18 protein-coding genes are annotated in these 16,126 nt (G+C 73.5%); 9 read left to right on the top strand and 9 right to left on the bottom strand.

Annotated features, from left to right (window positions below):
• Positions 1-159: 159 nt before the first annotated feature.
• On the bottom strand, positions 160-1,128 hold the full coding sequence (locus tag ACRWND_RS19525) for an alpha/beta fold hydrolase (RefSeq protein ID WP_431951065.1): 969 nt from the start codon (positions 1,126-1,128) through the stop codon (positions 160-162).
• Between the two features lie 265 nt (positions 1,129-1,393).
• Between ACRWND_RS19525 and ACRWND_RS19520 the strand changes: the two genes are divergently transcribed.
• From ACRWND_RS19520 to ACRWND_RS19505, 4 genes are all read left to right on the top strand, one after another.
• On the top strand, positions 1,394-1,612 hold the full coding sequence (locus tag ACRWND_RS19520; protein WP_431951063.1) for a hypothetical protein: 219 nt from the start codon (positions 1,394-1,396) through the stop codon (positions 1,610-1,612).
• Between the two features lie 100 nt (positions 1,613-1,712).
• Positions 1,713-2,348 carry a TetR/AcrR family transcriptional regulator gene (locus ACRWND_RS19515; protein ID WP_431951061.1) on the top strand — a complete coding sequence of 212 codons (636 nt, stop codon included), beginning with the start codon at positions 1,713-1,715 and terminating at the stop codon, positions 2,346-2,348.
• 135 nt (positions 2,349-2,483) lie between these two features.
• Positions 2,484-2,714: a DUF3107 domain-containing protein gene (locus ACRWND_RS19510; RefSeq protein WP_319158819.1), complete on the top strand. Its 231-nt coding sequence runs from the start codon at positions 2,484-2,486 to the stop codon at positions 2,712-2,714.
• Between the two features lie 307 nt (positions 2,715-3,021).
• Positions 3,022-3,297, top strand: a complete 276-nt coding sequence (locus tag ACRWND_RS19505; RefSeq protein ID WP_431951059.1) for a hypothetical protein — start codon at positions 3,022-3,024, stop codon at positions 3,295-3,297.
• Positions 3,298-3,346: 49 nt separating this feature from the next.
• On the opposite strand, the gene ACRWND_RS19500 is transcribed toward ACRWND_RS19505, so the two are convergent.
• Positions 3,347-4,093: a ferritin-like fold-containing protein gene (locus ACRWND_RS19500; RefSeq protein WP_431951057.1), complete on the bottom strand. Its 747-nt coding sequence runs from the start codon at positions 4,091-4,093 to the stop codon at positions 3,347-3,349.
• A 477-nt stretch (positions 4,094-4,570) separates the two neighbouring features.
• Between ACRWND_RS19500 and ACRWND_RS19495 the strand changes: the two genes are divergently transcribed.
• Both ACRWND_RS19495 and ACRWND_RS19490 read left to right on the top strand, forming a co-directional pair.
• Entirely contained in the window at positions 4,571-6,244 is a 1,674-nt protein-coding gene (locus ACRWND_RS19495; protein WP_431951075.1) for a DEAD/DEAH box helicase, read from the top strand.
• A gap of 142 nt (positions 6,245-6,386) precedes the next feature.
• Positions 6,387-7,286 (top strand): alpha/beta fold hydrolase, encoded by a 900-nt coding sequence (locus tag ACRWND_RS19490; protein WP_431951055.1) that lies wholly within the window; start codon positions 6,387-6,389, stop codon positions 7,284-7,286.
• A 66-nt stretch (positions 7,287-7,352) separates the two neighbouring features.
• On the opposite strand, the gene ACRWND_RS19485 is transcribed toward ACRWND_RS19490, so the two are convergent.
• Entirely contained in the window at positions 7,353-8,261 is a 909-nt protein-coding gene (locus ACRWND_RS19485) for an NYN domain-containing protein (RefSeq protein WP_431951053.1), read from the bottom strand.
• 223 nt (positions 8,262-8,484) lie between these two features.
• On the opposite strand from ACRWND_RS19485, the gene ACRWND_RS19480 reads away from it, so the two are divergent.
• Positions 8,485-8,634: a hypothetical protein gene (locus ACRWND_RS19480; protein WP_431951077.1), complete on the top strand. Its 150-nt coding sequence runs from the start codon at positions 8,485-8,487 to the stop codon at positions 8,632-8,634.
• Positions 8,635-8,912: 278 nt separating this feature from the next.
• Here the strand turns inward: ACRWND_RS19480 and ACRWND_RS19475 are convergent, their stop codons facing one another.
• From ACRWND_RS19475 to ACRWND_RS19460, 4 genes are all read right to left on the bottom strand, one after another.
• Entirely contained in the window at positions 8,913-9,527 is a 615-nt protein-coding gene (locus ACRWND_RS19475) for a MarC family protein (RefSeq protein WP_431951051.1), read from the bottom strand.
• 107 nt (positions 9,528-9,634) lie between these two features.
• Complete coding sequence (locus tag ACRWND_RS19470; RefSeq protein ID WP_431951049.1) at positions 9,635-10,501, bottom strand: PHP domain-containing protein; 867 nt, start codon at positions 10,499-10,501, stop codon at positions 9,635-9,637.
• A 96-nt stretch (positions 10,502-10,597) separates the two neighbouring features.
• Positions 10,598-11,236, bottom strand: a complete 639-nt coding sequence (locus ACRWND_RS19465) for a DUF6758 family protein (protein ID WP_431951047.1) — start codon at positions 11,234-11,236, stop codon at positions 10,598-10,600.
• Positions 11,237-11,410: 174 nt separating this feature from the next.
• Positions 11,411-12,001: a suppressor of fused domain protein gene (locus ACRWND_RS19460; protein ID WP_431951045.1), complete on the bottom strand. Its 591-nt coding sequence runs from the start codon at positions 11,999-12,001 to the stop codon at positions 11,411-11,413.
• Positions 12,002-12,446: 445 nt separating this feature from the next.
• Here ACRWND_RS19460 and ACRWND_RS19455 point away from each other — a divergent pair, with 445 nt between their 5' ends.
• Positions 12,447-13,559, top strand: coding sequence for a magnesium and cobalt transport protein CorA (locus ACRWND_RS19455; protein ID WP_431951043.1), 1,113 nt, complete (start codon positions 12,447-12,449; stop codon positions 13,557-13,559).
• A gap of 72 nt (positions 13,560-13,631) precedes the next feature.
• On the opposite strand, the gene ACRWND_RS19450 is transcribed toward ACRWND_RS19455, so the two are convergent.
• Positions 13,632-14,579: a DMT family transporter gene (locus ACRWND_RS19450; protein WP_431951041.1), complete on the bottom strand. Its 948-nt coding sequence runs from the start codon at positions 14,577-14,579 to the stop codon at positions 13,632-13,634.
• Between the two features lie 147 nt (positions 14,580-14,726).
• Here ACRWND_RS19450 and ACRWND_RS19445 point away from each other — a divergent pair, with 147 nt between their 5' ends.
• Positions 14,727-15,260: a hypothetical protein gene (locus ACRWND_RS19445; RefSeq protein WP_431951039.1), complete on the top strand. Its 534-nt coding sequence runs from the start codon at positions 14,727-14,729 to the stop codon at positions 15,258-15,260.
• 138 nt (positions 15,261-15,398) lie between these two features.
• Here the strand turns inward: ACRWND_RS19445 and ACRWND_RS19440 are convergent, their stop codons facing one another.
• Positions 15,399-16,100: a hypothetical protein gene (locus ACRWND_RS19440; protein WP_431951037.1), complete on the bottom strand. Its 702-nt coding sequence runs from the start codon at positions 16,098-16,100 to the stop codon at positions 15,399-15,401.
• Between the last annotated feature and the right edge of the window lie 26 nt (positions 16,101-16,126).

Genomic DNA, 16,126 nt, shown 5'->3' with positions numbered 1-16,126 from the left:
CCCCCCCCCCCCCCCCCCCCTCCCCCCCCCCTCCCCCCCCCCCCCCCTCCCCCCCCCCCCCCCCCCCCCCCCCCCCCCCCACCCCCGCCGTCGGCTATGCCCGGTACGTCGTCGCGGCGGCCGTCTCGGCCGCCGGGTGCGCTGTGCCTGCCCATGAAGTCAGTGATCCGTCCGCGCGTCCGTGGCGTCCAGCAGCTCGCGGAAGGCCCGCTCCACCGCATCGGGGTGCTCCATCATCGCGACGTGCCCGCTGTCGGGGAGCAACAGCAGCCGCGCGTCAGGGAACGTCCGGGCGGCACGGTACGCCATCCGGGGGGCGACCAGCTTGTCCCGGCCCCCGTACACCAGCAGCGTCGGCGCGAGGACCCGCTCGGCCTGCCGCCACAGGTTGTGCTGGCCGCCGAGGGTGTAGGCGTCGACGATGCCGCGTGTCGAGCGGGTCAGCGCGTCCCAGAAGTAGGGCAGCTCCAGCCGGCGGCCGTACTCCGCGGCGTGCTCGGCGAAGGCCTCCTCACCGACCTTCGCCGGGTCGCCGTAGCAGAGCGCCAGCAGCTGGCGGGTGCGGCGCTCCACGGACCAGCCGCGGGTGGCGCGTCTCACCACCGTGCTCACGCCCGGCAGTCCGAGGACGGCGGTCGGCCAGGCGCCGCGCTGCGGCGGCACCTCCGGCAGGGCGGGCGAGATCAGGGTCAGGGTGCGGACCAGGTCGGGCCGGGCCGCGGCCACCTTGGTGGCGACGGCGCCGCCCAGCGAGTTGCCGACGAGGTGCACCGGCCCGCGCCCGGAAGCCTCCAGCAGGCGCACGACGGCGCGCGTGTGCCCACCGATCGAGTAATTGCCGTCGTCCGGCGGCGGGGAGTACCCGAAACCGGGCAGGTCCACGGCCTCGCAGGACACACGGTCGGCCAGCAGGCGCATCAGCTCCGACCAGTTGGCCGAGGACCCGCCCAGGCCGTGCACGAAGAGCGCGGGCGGCAGCCTTTCGGCCTGCTCCACCCGCACGCGTACGGCCAGCGTCCTCCCCGCAAGCGCCACGGTCCGCACCGTCTCCCCGTCCCCGGCTCTGGCTCCCGAAGGGGGTACGGGCACGGCGGCGAGTGCGGCTTCGGAGGACTCCGTCGAGGACATGGCCCAATGTTACGAGGTGATCACGCGTGCGCTCTTGTGTTCGCCCTCACAGCCCCTCGACGATTCCGCGCGGTGTCGCGACGCCCCCGTGGCCGGCGCCGCCCGCGCTTGTCGCTCTGCGCACGGGGTTCCCGTCTCCTACCCTCGCAGAGAGGGAAGGAGGGAAAGGGAAGGAGGGAAGGAGGGAAGGAGGGACAGAACGGGAAGGAAGCGGACAGTGGGTAGCAGCGGGGGACGGCAGCACACGACCAGACGGGAGGTCCCCGTGTCCGACGACATCGAGGGCTTCGAGGACGACGCCATCGACGACCTGGAGGACGCCGAGGCCGACATCGAGGCGCCCGAGGCGGACATCGCCGAACAGCATCTCGACCTGCTGCAGCACCGCGACGTCCCGATCACCGAGCGCCCGGACGACGCCGATCCCGCGGACGTCGCCGAACAGCGCCGGGTCGTGGAGCTCGACGAGGACGACTACCGCTGAGTTCCACCTGGTGAGAATGTGCGTTCGCACAGCGCATGGCCCCACTACCGAAAAAGTACGATGGCACCCGCAGCGCAGAACGACACCACTTGGAGGCGGCGTGACAGCCATCGAGCAGACTGAGGCGCGCCCCCGCGGCACCCGCCTGCCGCGCCGGGCTCGGCGGAACCAGCTGCTGGGCGCGGCCCAGGAGGTGTTCGTCGCCCAGGGCTACCACGCCGCCGCGATGGACGACATCGCCGAGCGCGCGGGCGTGAGCAAGCCCGTGCTGTACCAGCACTTCCCCGGCAAGCTCGAGCTCTACCTGGCCCTGCTGGACCAGCACTGCGAGGCCCTGCTGGACGCCGTGCGCACCGCGCTGGCCTCCACCACCGACAACAAGCAGCGCGTGGCGGCGACCATGGACGCCTACTTCGCGTACGTGGAGGACGAGGGCGGCGCCTTCCGCCTGGTCTTCGAGTCCGACCTCACCAATGAGCCGGCCGTCCGCGAGCGCGTCGACAAGGTCGCGCTGCAGTGCGCCGAGGCGATCAGCGAGGTCATCGCCGAGGACACCGGGCTGACCACCGAGGAGTCCATGCTGCTCGCCGTCGGACTCGGCGGCGTCTCGCAGGTCGTGGCCCGCTACTGGCTCTCCAGCGGCAGCTCCATGCCCCGCGACACCGCGGTGCAGCTGCTGACCTCCCTCGCCTGGCGCGGCATCGCGGGCTTCCCACTGCACGGCGCCGAGCACTGACCCCACTCCCGCGGCGGCTGTTCGCTCTGGGCGTGCCCGTCGGCCGGTGGCCCGGCGCGCGGCGCGGCTAATGTGTCTGCGTACGGCGCGATTTCCAACCGCGCACACCGCAGACCGTTCGGAGGGACGAAAGCCGTGGAGGTCAAGATCGGCGTGCAGCACGCGCCGCGTGAGATCAGCATCGAGAGCGCGCAGACGGCCGAGGAGGTAGAGAAGGCCGTCGCGGAGGCGCTGACCGGCACCGGCAAGCTGCTCAGCCTCACCGACGAGCACGGCAAGCGCGTGCTCGTGCCGGCCGACCGGCTGGCCTACGTGGAGATCGGTGAGCCGGCGGCGCGCCGGGTGGGCTTCGGCGCCCAGCTCTAGCTCCGGCATCCGCCTCCGGAGCGGCTCCCCGCCGTCGCGGGGAGGCGCTTCCCGGGCGGCGGCACGGGACGGCGGGCCGGCGAGCCGGCGTGCCGCCCTCGCGGAGGGCTTCTCGGACGCGGCGGACGACTCCCCCGGGCACGGCCCGGCAGGGCACGGACGCCCTCATCCGAGGACGGCCGCGGCCTCGCCCCCCTACCGGAACGCCTGACGGCGGGTCGTCCCCGAATGGGGTGACCCGCCGTTTCGCCAGGTGGCGCCGAGGGGTAGGACCCGTAGGACCGAAGTCTCCGGGAGGGGCCGCGCCATGCTGTGGGAAGCGCTCGCGTACGCCGCCGTCGGACTGTCCGTCGCGTTCGCCGCGACGCGGCTGCTCCCCCGCCGCCGCCTTCCCGCCGCGACCCTCGTGCTGGCCACGGGGACGGTCGCCGCGGTGCTCGGCGGCCTCGTCACCCGTACGGTCCTGGGTTCCGACCGGTTCCTGATCAGCCTCGCCGTGTCGGTAGGGGTCGCGGCGGCCCTGCTCTCCCTGCTGGTGCGCCCGCCGCGCGCCGCCCGCCGCTCCGCGCCGCGCGCCGCCTGAGGCCGCGTGACGGCACGGACCGGGCGGTCCGCGCCGTCGTCCCCACCGCTCAGGCGGACAGGCTCAGCGCCGCCATCCGCTTGGTGTGGGCCTCGGTGATCCGGGTGAACATCCGGCCGACCTCCGCGAGGTCGAAGCCGTCGGCGACCCCGCCCACCAGCATCGTGCTGAGCGCGTCGCGGTCCGCCACGACCCGCTGCGCCTGCGACAGCGCCTCGCCCATCAGCCGGCGCCCCCACAGCGCGAGCCGCCCGCCGACCCGGGGGTCGGCCTCGATCGCGGAGCGCACCTTCTCCACCGCGAAGGAGGCGTGGCCGGTGTCGTCCAGCACCGCCAGCACCAGTTCCCGGGTGTCGGTGTCCAGCCGGGCGGCCACCTCGCGGTAGAAGTCGGACGCGATGGAGTCGCCGACGTACGCCTTGACCAGGCCCTCCAGCCAGTCCGACGGCGCGGTCTGGCGGTGGAACTCGTCCAGCGCGGCGGCGAAGGGCTCCATCGCCGCGGTCGGGTCCGCCTCGATGGCGGTGAGCCGTGCGCGAAGCTGCTCGAAGTGGTGGAACTCGGCGGACGCCATCGCCGCGAGCTCCGCCTTGTCCGCCAGGGACGGCGCGAGCTTCGCGTCCTCCGCCAGCCGCTCGAAGGCGGCGAGCTCGCCGTATGCCAGGGCCCCGAGCAGGTCCACGACCGCCGCGCGGTACTGCGGGTCCACGGAGGCGGCGGCCCAGTCCTTCGCGGCGACGGCCGTTCCGGAGGAGGTCTCGGCAGGGGTCTTCGCGGGGGTGTCAGGCGTCTCCATGCTGCGCACAATAGCCAACCCCACCAGCGCGGCAACCACCTCGTACGGCCCGTCGTGCGGGAGCCGCGGCACGACCTGTCCCACAGAGCGTGAAATCCATCCGCCGCAGGTGCGTGATTCCGGGGTACAGTGATATGGACCCGCCAGGTGACCCGGCGGGTCACGCATGAATGGATGCCCGGTCGGTGGCCCGATCGGCTCCTACCGACCGCCCTTCCCCGTGGGGAGGGACAGCTTCGCGGCGCGCACGAGGGCAGTGGTCCCGCGCACCTCGGCCATCGACGGCCGGACGACACTCCGCGCGGTCAGCGCAGTTCCTTGCGCCCGACCCACCCCGGAAACCGCTCGACGCCGCGTCCCAACAGAAGAGGCAGCATCCTGACCACCACCACGACCTTCCGCGATCTGGGGATCCTCCCCGAGACCGCCGAGGCCCTCGAGGCCGTCGGCATCACCACTCCCTTCCCGATCCAGGAGATGACGCTCCCCGTCGCCCTCGCGGGCAACGACGTCATCGGCCAGGCGAAGACCGGCACCGGCAAGACCCTGGGCTTCGGCCTTCCGCTCCTGGAGCGGGTCGTCGTCCCGGCAGACGTCGAGGCCGGGCGGGCCAGGCCCGAGGACGTCGTCGACGGTCCGCAGGCCCTGATCATCGTCCCCACCCGCGAGCTGTGCACCCAGGTCACCAACGACCTGCTCACGGCGGGCAAGGTGCGCAACGTCCGCGTCCTGGCGATCTACGGCGGCCGCGCCTACGAGCCGCAGGTCGAGGCCCTGAAGAAGGGCGTCGACGTGATCGTCGGCACCCCGGGCCGACTGCTCGACCTGGCGGGCCAGAAGAAGCTCGACCTGCGTCACGTCCGCGCGCTCGTCCTCGACGAGGCCGACGAGATGCTGGACCTGGGCTTCCTCCCCGACGTCGAGAAGATCATCGAGATGCTGCCGGCGAAGCGGCAGACCATGCTCTTCTCCGCGACCATGCCGGGCGCCGTCATCGGCCTCGCCCGCCGCTACATGTCGCAGCCCACGCACATCCGGGCCACCTCGCCGGACGACGAGGGCGCGACCGTCGCCAACATCACCCAGCACGTCTTCCGCGCCCACTCGCTGGACAAGGCCGAGCTCGTCTCGCGCGTCCTGCAGGCCGAGGGCCGCGGGCTGGCCATGATCTTCTGCCGCACCAAGCGCACCGCCGCCGACGTCGCCGAGCAGCTCGAGCGCCGCGGCTTCGCCTCCGGCGCCGTGCACGGCGACCTCGGCCAGGGTGCCCGCGAGCAGGCGCTGCGCGCCTTCCGCAACGGCAAGGTCGACGTCCTGGTCTGCACCGACGTCGCCGCCCGCGGCATCGACGTCGAGGGCGTCACGCACGTGATCAACTACCAGACGCCGGAGGACGAGAAGACCTACCTCCACCGCATCGGCCGCACCGGCCGCGCGGGGGCGTCCGGCACCGCGATCACCCTGGTCGACTGGGACGACATCCCGCGCTGGCAGCTGATCAACAAGGCGCTGGACCTGCCCTTCAACGAGCCGGAGGAGACCTACTCCACCTCGGCCCACCTCTACGAGCTGCTCGGCATCCCCGACGGCACCAAGGGCGTGCTGCCGCGTGCGGAGCGCACCCGTGCCGGGCTCGACGCGGAGGAGGTCGAGGACCTCGGCGAGACCGGCGGCCGCGGGCGCGGCCGCGGCGGCCGCAAGTCCGGCCCGGCCGCCTCGGCCGAGGCGGAGGAGCTTCCGGCCCGCACCCGTACGCCGCGCCAGCGCCGCCGCACCCGCGGCGGGCAGGCGATCGGCGAGGCGCCCGCCGAGGCGGAGGCGGTCGTCGAGACCGTGGCCCCGGCCGCCGAGGGCCCGGACATCGAGACCCCGGCCCCGCGCCGTCGCCGCCGCACCCGTGCGGGCGCCGCCGGGACCACCACGGGTGCGGGCGCCGAGACCGCCGCGGACGCCGCCCCGGCGGCCGAGGAGGTCCCCGTCCCGCGCCGCCGCCGTACGCGGTCCGGTGGCGCCGCCACCGGCGCCAAGACTCCGCCCGCCGCGGAGACCGCGGCCCCTGAGGCCGCCTCCTCCGAGGGCGAGGGCGCTGCCAGGACGGTCCGCCGCCGCCGCACACGGGCGGCCAAGCCGGCCGACGAGGCCACCGGCTGACGCGACGCGTCCGCACCGCATCCGCACCGCCGACGGCCGGGCGCCCCTGATCGGGGCCCCGGCCGTCGGCGTCCTGCCCGGTCCCGCCCGGGACCGGGGCCCGCGTCCCGTGCGGACCGTCCGGCCCCGCTAGCCTCGGCCCATGAGCCGACCGCCCTTCCTGACGCTGCCCGAGAACGCCACCGCGCACCTCCTCCAGACGGCGCGCGGCGCCTTCGCCGTGCTGGACGCCCTCCCCCCGGCCGGCACGCCCCGGCGCGGCACCGCCTTGCTGCTGCCCGGGTTCACGGGCAGCAAGGAGGACTTCGTCGCCCTGCTGGAACCGCTCGCGGCCGCCGGCTACCGCGTGGTCGCCGTGGACGGCCGGGGCCAGCACGAGTCGCCCGGCCCGCGGGACGAGGCGCCGTACGCGCAAGGAGAACTGGCCGCCGACGTGGTCGCGCAGACCGCGGCCCTCGCCACCCCGGCCGGGGAGCCGGTGCACCTGCTGGGGCACTCGATGGGGGGCCTGGTCGCCCGTGCCGCCGTCCTGGCCGCGCACGACGGGGGCGGCGCCCTGCCCTGGGCGTCGCTGACCCTCATGAGCTCCGGCCCGGCCGCCATCGAACCCGCCCAGCAGGCCCGTACCAAGTTGCTGCTGGAGGCGCTGTCGTCGATGGACATGGAGGGCGTGTGGCGCGCGATGCGCGAGCTGGACGCCGAGGATCTCGAGGGCACGGCGCGCGCCTCGGGTGCGGTCGAGGAGTTCCTGCACCGGCGCTGGCTGGCGACGGTGCCCGAGCAGCTGATCGTCACCGGCCGGCAGCTGATCGACGAGCCGGACCGGGTGGCGGAGCTGGCGGCGGTCCCGCTGCCGAAGCTCGTGCTCTCCGGCGCGGTCGACTACGCCTGGCCCCTCCCCTGGCTGGACGCGATGGCCGAACGCCTCGGCGCACGCCGCGTCGTCGTCGAGGACGCCGAGCACTCCCCCAACGCCGAGCAGCCGGCGCGGACCGCCCGGGCCCTGCAGGACTTCTGGAACAGCGCCGAGGCCGCGGACTAGCCGCGCCCGCAGGTACGCGTGCGGGTTCGCCCGCAGGCCCGCCTGCAGGCGGGCCTACAGGCGGGCCTACAGGCGGGCCTGCAGGTGCTCCCAGAAGCCGTCGCGCAGCACGCGCCGCAGGTCGGCGTGACCGCGCAGCGAGATGTTGAGCATGCCCTCGGCCTCGACGAGCAGTTCCTGGTCGAAGGCCGGCGGCAGGTACGGGTGCCCCGGCAGCAGCTCGGCCAGGGCGTCGCGGCCGCGGGTCGCCAGCCACTGCGAGGCGACCCGGGCCCCGACGAAGTGCACGTCCTCGCGGGTGGGGATGGGACCGGTGGGGATGGCCGCGTCTCCGTAGACGGGGACGGTGCGCCGGGTGATGTAGGGCTTGCAGAAGTCCAGGTCGAGGGTGCGGAGGCTGTCGACCTCCCACAGCAGCGGGTCGGCCTGGTTGCGGCCGTCGGCGGCCTCGATGCCCCACAGGTGGACACGGGCGCCGTAGCCCTGGGCGGCCTCGACCGCGGACACCAGGTCCTCGTCGCCGCCGATCAGGACGGCGTCGCTGATGGCGCGGTGCCGGGCCAGTGACTCCAGGTCGCTGCGGATCAGGGAGTCGACGCCCTTCTGCTGGCGGCTGGCGTTGAGGTTGCCGAGCCGCACCTTGACGTCGGGCAGCTCGGCGATGCGTTCCTGCTCGGCGGTGTGGATGCGGCGGCGGGCCCCGTCGTACCAGTAGACGCGCAGCAGGCGGCTGTCGGCGAAGAGCGTGCGGGCCCGGTCGATGAAGGCCTCGATGATCCCCTCGGCGTCGAGTTCGAAGGCCCTCCGGTCCTCGGTGCCCGCGACGAGGCGACCGGCCGCGGCGTACACGTACCCGGCGTCGACGAACACGGCGTGGGTCGCCGGGGTCGTGGCGACCTCGGCGAGCACCCGCTGCAGGAGCTCGTTCGTGCGCTCGATGCCGGCGGCGATGGCGGAAAGGGCGTCGTCGTTCATAGAGATGACATTGTCCGGCGCTTGTGTCCGCACACACAACCGGAACCAGGACCGCCGGTACCGGTGGTTACCCGCGAGTAGAAGCGTGGCGGGAAAATTTCCTTAGGACAAGGAAGGTTTTCGCCGGTACAACAGTTGTCGATACATGAATGACCCCGGCAGGTAACGGCTGCGAAGCAGCCCCGTACTCCAATGGAGGAGTGCCCGGACGAAGGGAGAAGCCGTGAACACCATGCGCTTCGAGATCATGCGCCTCAACGACCAGGACGGCCGTGCCGTCGACTGCACGGTCGTGGACGCCGCCTCCGTCGATCAGATCGTTCAGCAGGCCGCAGCGCTCGGCCAGCGCGTCTACATCCGCCCAGCCGAGTAAGAGGTCGCGCGGATAGGCGGGGTGGAGAAAGGAGCGGGTCGAGGGCCGAGCCCGGCAAGGCGGAGAAGGGAGACGCAGCGGAGCTGCGGCGACCGACGACAACGCCGCCAGGCGAGAGCCACCGACCCGCGACGCCGGCCCGCCTATCCGCGCGGCCTCCAAGGCCCCGTCACCACGCCGGCACGGCGCGGCCGCACGGCCGGACACCCCGCACGCGAAAGGGCCCCGTTCACACGGAACGGGGCCCTCGTCGCGCCCGGACGCCCCTCGACGGACCGTCAGCCCTCGCCGCGGATGAAGCCGAAGACCCCGCCCGCGACCTGCTGCACCGCGATCGCCGAGAGCAGCATGCCGGAGAGCCGGGTCACCAGCACCACACCGCCGTCCCTGATCAGACGGATGATCACCAGCGAGTAACGCATCGTCAGCCAGAGCACCACGTGCATCGCGGCGATGGCGACCCATACCGACAACTGCTCCCCGAAGCCGTGCGCGCGCTGCACCGCGAGGATCACCGTGACGATCGCGCCCGGCCCGGCGAGCAGCGGCATGCCGAGCGGCACCAGCGCGACATTGACGTCCTTGGTCTGGGTGGGCTCGTCCGCCTTGCCCGTGAGCAGGTCGAGGGCGATGAGCAGCAGGAGCAGACCGCCCGCGATCATCAGGGCCGGCACCGAGACATGCAGGTAGTCGAGGATCTGCTGGCCGCAGATGCCGAAGACGGTGATGACGCCCAGCGCGACGGCGGCGGCCTGCCAGGCCATGCGGCGCTGGACCTTGACCGCGCGGCCGGAGGTGAGGGCGAGGAATATCGGGGTGATCCCGGGCGGGTCCATGATCACGAACAGCGTGACGAAGACCGAGCCGAACAGGGTGAGCGAGAACAGATCCATGGGCCTAGCGGTGGTGCGGTGGGAGGAAGGTCGGGGCCGGCGGTGCTCGGCGCGTCAGCGCGCGTCAGCGCGCCGCGGGGACGGCGGGCGGGCGGCGGGTAAGCGCGTCACGGCATGATCGGCGCCGCGCCGGTGGCCCGCCGGACGAGCTCCCGGTAGACCTCGGGGTCCGTGGTGTACTCGCCGAGGCGGACGGTCTTGCGGGTGCCGTGGTAGTCGCTGGACCCGGTGGTGAGCAGGCCCAGTTCCGCGGCGAGGGAGCGCAGACGGGCGCGGGTCGGCTCGTCGTGGTCCATGTGGTCCACCTCGATGCCGTCCAGCCCGGCGGCCGCCAGGTCGCGGATGACGCTCTCGGGCACGCAGGTGCCGCGCTTGACGGCGGCGGGATGGGCGAAGACCGTCACCCCGCCCGCGTTGCGCACGAGCCGGACGGCCTCGAAGGGGTCGAGCTCGTGCTTCTCGACGTAGGCGCGCCCGCCCGGCCCTATCCACACGGGCGTGAACGCCTCGGCGATGCTGCCGACCAGCCCCGCCTCGATCAGCGCCTGGGCGATGTGCGGCCGCCCCACGGCTCCGTCGCCGGCGATCTCGGCGACCCGCTCCCAGGTCACCGGTACACCGTGGTCGCGAAGCCGGGCGACCATGGCCCGCGCTCGGGGCACCCGGTCGTCGCGGACGAGTTCCCGTTCCCGGTGGAGCTCCGGTTCCTGCGGGTCGAAGAGGTAGGCGAGCAGATGCAGGCTCACCCCGTCGATGCGGCAGGACAGCTCGGCGCCGGTGACCAGCGTCGGGGCCGCGGCGCCCGCGGCACGCAGTTCACCCAGCGCCTTCTCGGCCTCGGCGTAGCCGCCGACCGTGTCGTGGTCGGTCAGGGCCACGACGTCCAGCCCGGCCGCGGCGGCGGCCCGGACCAGCTCCGCGGGGGTGTCCGTGCCGTCGGAGGCGGTGGAGTGGGCGTGCAGGTCGATGCGCACTCAGGTCACTCCAGACGCTCGGTCCTCGCTGCTCGCTGCTCGGACGGAATCAAGGGTTGCGATTACCAGGATAACTGCCTGGCCAACCTCTGATTCTCAGGAGAGCAGGCGAGGGGAGAGCGCCCCGCACGGTACGAGATCGATTTCCGCGCCGGCCTCGCGCAGATCGGTCAGTATCAGTTCGTCGTACATGAGCAGGCCCGACTCCTCCGGCCACACGACCGCCCACAGCCAGAGCCCGAAGGACTCCCCCGCGAAGACCGCGCGGTCCGGGGGCGTCCCGTTCACATGCCACAGACCGGTCGGCCTCCCGGCCGCGATCACCTTGGCGGCGGGCGGCTTGCCGAGGCACATCGCCGGACCCGGGTCCGGCCCCGGGATGCCGGCGAACCTCGCCCCGAGCCCGACCCCGGGCTCCTCCGCCACCAGCACCATCTCGCCCTGCCCGCCGAGCGGCCCCGGCCCCGAGCAGGCCAGTGCCGTGGCCCGCCCGCCGCTGCGGTCGTCCCCCGCGGAGACGACTCCCGTGAACAGCCAGCCGACCGGCAGGGGCCAGGGCATCCATACCGGGACGCGCGCACGGCCCACGACCACGCCGAGGGCCTGCACGCTCGGCGGGACGACAGGCTGCAACGGGTACACGGCCCCGTGCTCGTCGCACTGCCAGGAGTCGGCGAAGAGCCCGGGCGCTCGGACCCGGCCACCGCACTTCGGGCAACTGGGTTCGCCCCTCATACCGCCCCACGGTCCTCCGGCGGCGTGCCCGCGTCAAGGACGATCACCCGTCCGGGTTCGGCCCGTGGCGCGGCCCGGCGCCACACCTTTCCCGCCGGCCACGCCTCCCGCCGGCGGCACTCCCGCTCGGGTCGCGCGGGCCCGGACTGACATCACGTCAGCAGCGGCCGGGGCTCAGTCCGTCAGCGCGACCGCGGCGCGGTGCGGGTCGCGCAGGTCGGTCCCCTCCCGCAGCCACCGCTCCTGCAGCGCCCCCGCGCCCCGCACCCGCTTCCAGGCGGCCTCGTTCGCCGTCATCGGCAGCAGCGGGAAGAAGCGCACGGGGTCCATCGGCGCGCCGAGTTCCACATCCGGCACGAGACCGCCGGGCTCGGCGACCAGGACGGCCGAGAACGGAGCCCCGGGCCACAGCGGTTCGCCCACGTCCAGCGAATTCCCCGGCGCCACGACGACCCCCTCGACCTGAGGGCCGGCCGCCAGCACCGCGAGCGGCCGCAGGACCTTGTCGGTGTCGGCGCCGCGCCCGGCGCGCAGGGTGAGCACGAGTTCCGCGCGCGGACCGCGCACGGGGTCCGCGACGACGGCGACGGGATCGTTCATCGGCGCGCGCGCCATGCCGAGCGTCACATACCGCAGGAGCTCGCCGTCGCGGAAGCGCAGCACCTCGATCCGTTCGGCGCCTACGAAGGTCACCGCGGCGCGGGCGTCCGGCTCGCCGAAGGCCGTGCGCAGGCGCGCCTCCACAAGCCCCAGTACATCCACCATGGGGCGAGCATAGGGCCCGTATGGAAGGGGTAAAGGCGCGGTTCCGCGCCAAGGCCGCCTGCTATGGTGAGGCGTCGGCTACGCCGCTCGAGGCGTGCTCGTCTTCCCCAAGCGGGGATCGGCCGGAGGAGGTGGGGCTGCGATGGATCCCAGTCGACCGTGCAGTACCGGCAGCTCTTCCGCCCGGCAACCCTCCTGATCCCCCGCGTTCCGTACCCGGTCACCCGGGCGTGAAACCAGAGAACCACGGAACCGCCGGAGATTCCCGGGATTTTCCGCGGACGCGCGCACACATCGCGTGACGGTGCCGCGTGCCCGCTCCCGAGACCCGCACGGGTCCCGCCCCGCCGCTTCCGGAAGAGCTCCCTGAACTGCGCAGTGATCAACGGTGATCACCCCTCCCTGATCCGCATTTCAGCTCGGCCAGTCCGTGAAGGAGCTTGCCATGTCGATGATCCGCGACCTGCGCGCAGTCGTCCGCCCCGCCCTGCGCAAGAGCAGCACGTCATACGACTACGGCCCGGACCGCTCCCGCACCGTCACCGACAGGCCCAGCTCGGTCGTGGACTGCGCCGTCTACCAGGAGGGCCGCCGCAACGGCGACCACCTCTCGCCGCGCGAGGCGCTGGAGAAGGTGCGCGGCGGAGGCGGCTTCGTCTGGATCGGCCTGCACGAGCCGTCGGAGCGGGAGTTCGCGGAGATCGCCGAGGTGTTCGGCCTGCACCCGCTGGCGGTGGAGGACGCCGTCCACGCGCACCAGCGGCCCAAGCTCGAGCGCTACGACGACACGATCTTCATGGTCTTCAAGACCATCCGCTACGTCGAGCACGCCGAACTCACCGCCACCAGCGAGGTGGTGGAGAGCGGCGAGGTGATGGTCTTCACCGGCCGGCACTTCGTCATCACCGTCCGGCACGGCGGCCACGGCTCGCTGCGCGCCCTGCGGCACCGCCTCGAGGACGACCCCGAACTGCTCGCCAAGGGCCCCTCGGCCGTGCTGCACGCCATCGCCGACCAGGTCGTGGACGACTACCTGGCCGTCAGCGAGGCCGTCCAGGACGACATCGACGAGGTGGAGATCGACGTCTTCTCCGCCCAGGGCAAGTCCCCGCGCGCCACCGACGCCGGGCGCATCTACCAGCTCAAGCGCGAGGTGCTGGAGTTCAAGCGGGCGGTCTCCCCGCTGCTGCGCCCGATGCAGATGCTCAGCGAGCGGCCGATGCGCGTGGTGGACCCGGAGATCCAGAAGTACTTCCGGGACGTCGCCGACCACGTCGCGCGCGTCCACGAGATGGTGGTCGGCTTCGACGACCTGCTCAACTCGATCCTGCAGGCCAATCTCGCCCAGGCCGCCGTCGCGCAGAACGAGGACATGCGCAAGATCACCTCCTGGGCGGCGATCATCGCCGTCCCGACCATGATCTGCGGTGTGTACGGGATGAACTTCGACCACATGCCGGAAGTCCACTGGCGCTACGGATATCCGATGGTGCTGGTAGCCATCGGCGGGATCTGCCTCACCATCCACCGCATCCTGCGCCGCAACGGCTGGCTGTAGGGGCCCGGCCCCTACCAGGAGGCCACACGGATGGGCGGGCCGGCGTCGCGGCCCCGCCTCTCCGCGCGACCTCTAAGCGGCCTTCCGGCGGTCCGCCAGGATCACCAGGGCGAGCCCGGCGAGGATCACCGCGAGCGCCGGGTAGGCCGCCACGGGCGGGGTCTGGCCCAGCCAGATCGCCGCCACCAGGGCGGCGCCCGGCGTCTCCAGCAGGATCGCCGTGGACGTCGTCGACGCCCCGAGCCCGCGCACCACACGGTTGAGCAGGCTGTGGCCGAGCAGTTGCGCGGCGACGGTCAGCGCGACGAGCTTGGCCCAGGCACCGCCGTCGTAACCGCCGAGCGCCGAGCCCGAGGCCAGGCAGACGGCCAGCAGGGCCACGGCCGTGGTGGAGTAGCAGACATAGGTGTACGCGGTCGTGCTGACGGTCCGTCGCACCTCCGCGCCGAGCAGCACATAGCCGGCCGCCGCGATGCCGCCGCCCAGCGCCAGCGCGTCCCCGGCCAGGGCGCGCGGCGACAGCGACAGGTCGACGCCGGTCAGCAGCACCACTCCGGCCACCGCGAGCGCCGAGCCCAGCCACACCATCCGGGGCGGGCGGTGACCGCGGATCCACAGGAACAGGGTGGTCCACACGGGCGTGGTGGTGCCCAGCGCCGTGGCGGACGCCACCGACGTCATGGTGAGGCTCGGCAGCCAGAGGCCGAAGTGCAGCGCCAGCACCAGGCCGGAGGCGAGCGAGAGCTTGAAGGGCCGTCGGCCCATCCCCAGCAGCTCCCGCCGGTGCCGCAGCCACACGAAGGGGCTCAGCACCCCGATGGCCATCGCGTTCCGCCAGAAGGCGATGGCCAGCGCCGGCGCGGCGGTCGCGGCGACCAGCGGCGCGGACAGGGAGACCCCGGCGATGGCGACGGCCAGGAGCGCGAAGTCCAGCGGCACCTTCGCGTGGAGGGCCGCGCCCGGCTCGGCGTCCGCCGTCGATGCGGCGGGCGTGGTTTCGGCGGACGGCGCGGCGGACACGCGGGGCACTCCTCGGGGGCGGGGGGGGCAGGGCGGGCGGTGACGTCCTTAGCGTAAGGCCCGTACGGGGCCTGAGCTCCTGTCGTCTCACCATGTGTGCAGCACCACTGCGGCGCCCGGCGCGGGCCACGCCATAGGGTGGGACGCATGACCGACACCGTGACGCAGCCGCAGCTGGACCAGGCCCTGATCGATGAGGCCGCGAAGAAGTCCGGTCTGCTGTGGGCCGACGGTCAGGCCCTGTGGCACGCCTGGGTCGACGGCGCCGTGGTGGTCGTCGGCGGCGGTCCCGGCGAACAGCCGCTTCCAGGCCCCGGCCTGACCGACGGCGGCACCGCCACCGTCACCGTCCGCAGCAAGGACAAGGGCGGCCGGCTGGTCGTCTTCCCGGTCCGGGTCACCGAGCTGCGCCCGGACGGTGCGGCGTGGACGGCCGCGGTGGAGGAGCTCAAGGGCAAGCGGCTCAACGCGCCCGACGCGGAGACGATGACGGGGCGCTGGGCCCGCGAGTGCCGTGTGCTGCGCCTGGAGCCCGCCGGCGCCCCCCTGGAGCGTCCGGGCGCGATGCCGGACGCCAGCGGCGCGGCAGCCCCGGCGCCGACGAACGCGATCACCCGCCGCCCGATCCCGGCAGGCCTCCCGAAACTCGTGCTGCGACGCCGCAAGAAGAACAACGTGTGACCGCGGTGCGGGGCACGCGGCCTGAGCCCGCCTCCCCCCGCCCGAACCCCCCGCCGCAGCCGAGCGCGACGCCCGCGTGCACCCCCCGGCGCGACCCCGGCGCCGACGAAGGCGACCACCCGCCGCCCGGTCCCGGCCCTACCGCATCACGGCCTTGCCGTAGTCGACGACATCGTCCTCGTCCGGCGCGCGCAGCGTGAAGTCCTTGCCCCAGTCGTCCATGGTCAGCGTCCCGGCGCCGCCCGCGCGTTCGTAGCGCAGCGGATACGGCTTGCCCTCCAGGGACACGTCGAGCGTGCCTCCCTCGCCGCCGTCCGCGGTGACGGCGATGGTGCGGACGCCGTCGACCGTGCGGTGGTCCCCCACGGCGAGCGCGCCGTGCAGCACGAAGAGGCCGTCCAGCAGCACCTTCTTGTCGGTGAAGCCGCTGAACTGGTCGTACGCGGGGTCCGCCGCGGGCACCTTGACGTACTTGTTCTTGAGCTTGGCGCCGACCTGGTCGCCGTAGAAGCCGGCGCCCGCCTTGAGGTAGAGGTCGTCGCCCACGCGCAGCAGCTCGAAAGTGCTGCCCTCGGAGGTGACCTCGCCGAGGCCGCCGTTGCCGCGCAACCGCATGTCGAGCGTGTAGACGCGGCCGCGGCTGACGACGGTGCCGCTCAGCCGTACCGTGGCGGCCGCCGCGGCGGCGGCCCGGGCGCGCTTCTCGATGCTCTTGGCCGGCAGTCTGCCGACGCCGTTGGTCCCCGCGTCCGGATCACCCGAGCACCCCGTCGCTCCCACGACCAGGAGGACCGCGCCCAGAAGACTCACCAGGACGGACGACGTGCGGCCGGGGATCACGTGTTCTCTTCCTCCTGCGGGTGTAC

It is taken from the genome of Actinacidiphila sp. bgisy167 (assembly GCF_965342175.1).
Lineage (GTDB): Bacteria > Actinomycetota > Actinomycetes > Streptomycetales > Streptomycetaceae > Actinacidiphila.
The sequence above is the reverse complement of the archived record's forward strand: the minus strand, read 5'-3'. Positions and strand labels throughout refer to the sequence as shown.

Coding starts and splice junctions, on each gene's coding strand:
- ACRWND_RS19525 (WP_431951065.1), bottom strand. CDS start 1,128: ATGTCCTCGACGGAGTCCTCCGAAGCCGCACTCGCCGCCGTGCCCGTA.
- ACRWND_RS19505 (WP_431951059.1), top strand. CDS start 3,022: ATGCTGTGGGAAGCGCTCGCGTACGCCGCCGTCGGACTGTCCGTCGCG.
- ACRWND_RS19500 (WP_431951057.1), bottom strand. CDS start 4,093: ATGGAGACGCCTGACACCCCCGCGAAGACCCCTGCCGAGACCTCCTCC.
- ACRWND_RS19495 (WP_431951075.1), top strand. CDS start 4,571: ATGACGCTCCCCGTCGCCCTCGCGGGCAACGACGTCATCGGCCAGGCG.
- ACRWND_RS19490 (WP_431951055.1), top strand. CDS start 6,387: ATGAGCCGACCGCCCTTCCTGACGCTGCCCGAGAACGCCACCGCGCAC.
- ACRWND_RS19485 (WP_431951053.1), bottom strand. CDS start 8,261: ATGAACGACGACGCCCTTTCCGCCATCGCCGCCGGCATCGAGCGCACG.
- ACRWND_RS19475 (WP_431951051.1), bottom strand. CDS start 9,527: ATGGATCTGTTCTCGCTCACCCTGTTCGGCTCGGTCTTCGTCACGCTG.
- ACRWND_RS19465 (WP_431951047.1), bottom strand. CDS start 11,236: ATGAGGGGCGAACCCAGTTGCCCGAAGTGCGGTGGCCGGGTCCGAGCG.
- ACRWND_RS19460 (WP_431951045.1), bottom strand. CDS start 12,001: ATGGTGGATGTACTGGGGCTTGTGGAGGCGCGCCTGCGCACGGCCTTC.
- ACRWND_RS19455 (WP_431951043.1), top strand. CDS start 12,447: ATGTCGATGATCCGCGACCTGCGCGCAGTCGTCCGCCCCGCCCTGCGC.
- ACRWND_RS19445 (WP_431951039.1), top strand. CDS start 14,727: ATGACCGACACCGTGACGCAGCCGCAGCTGGACCAGGCCCTGATCGAT.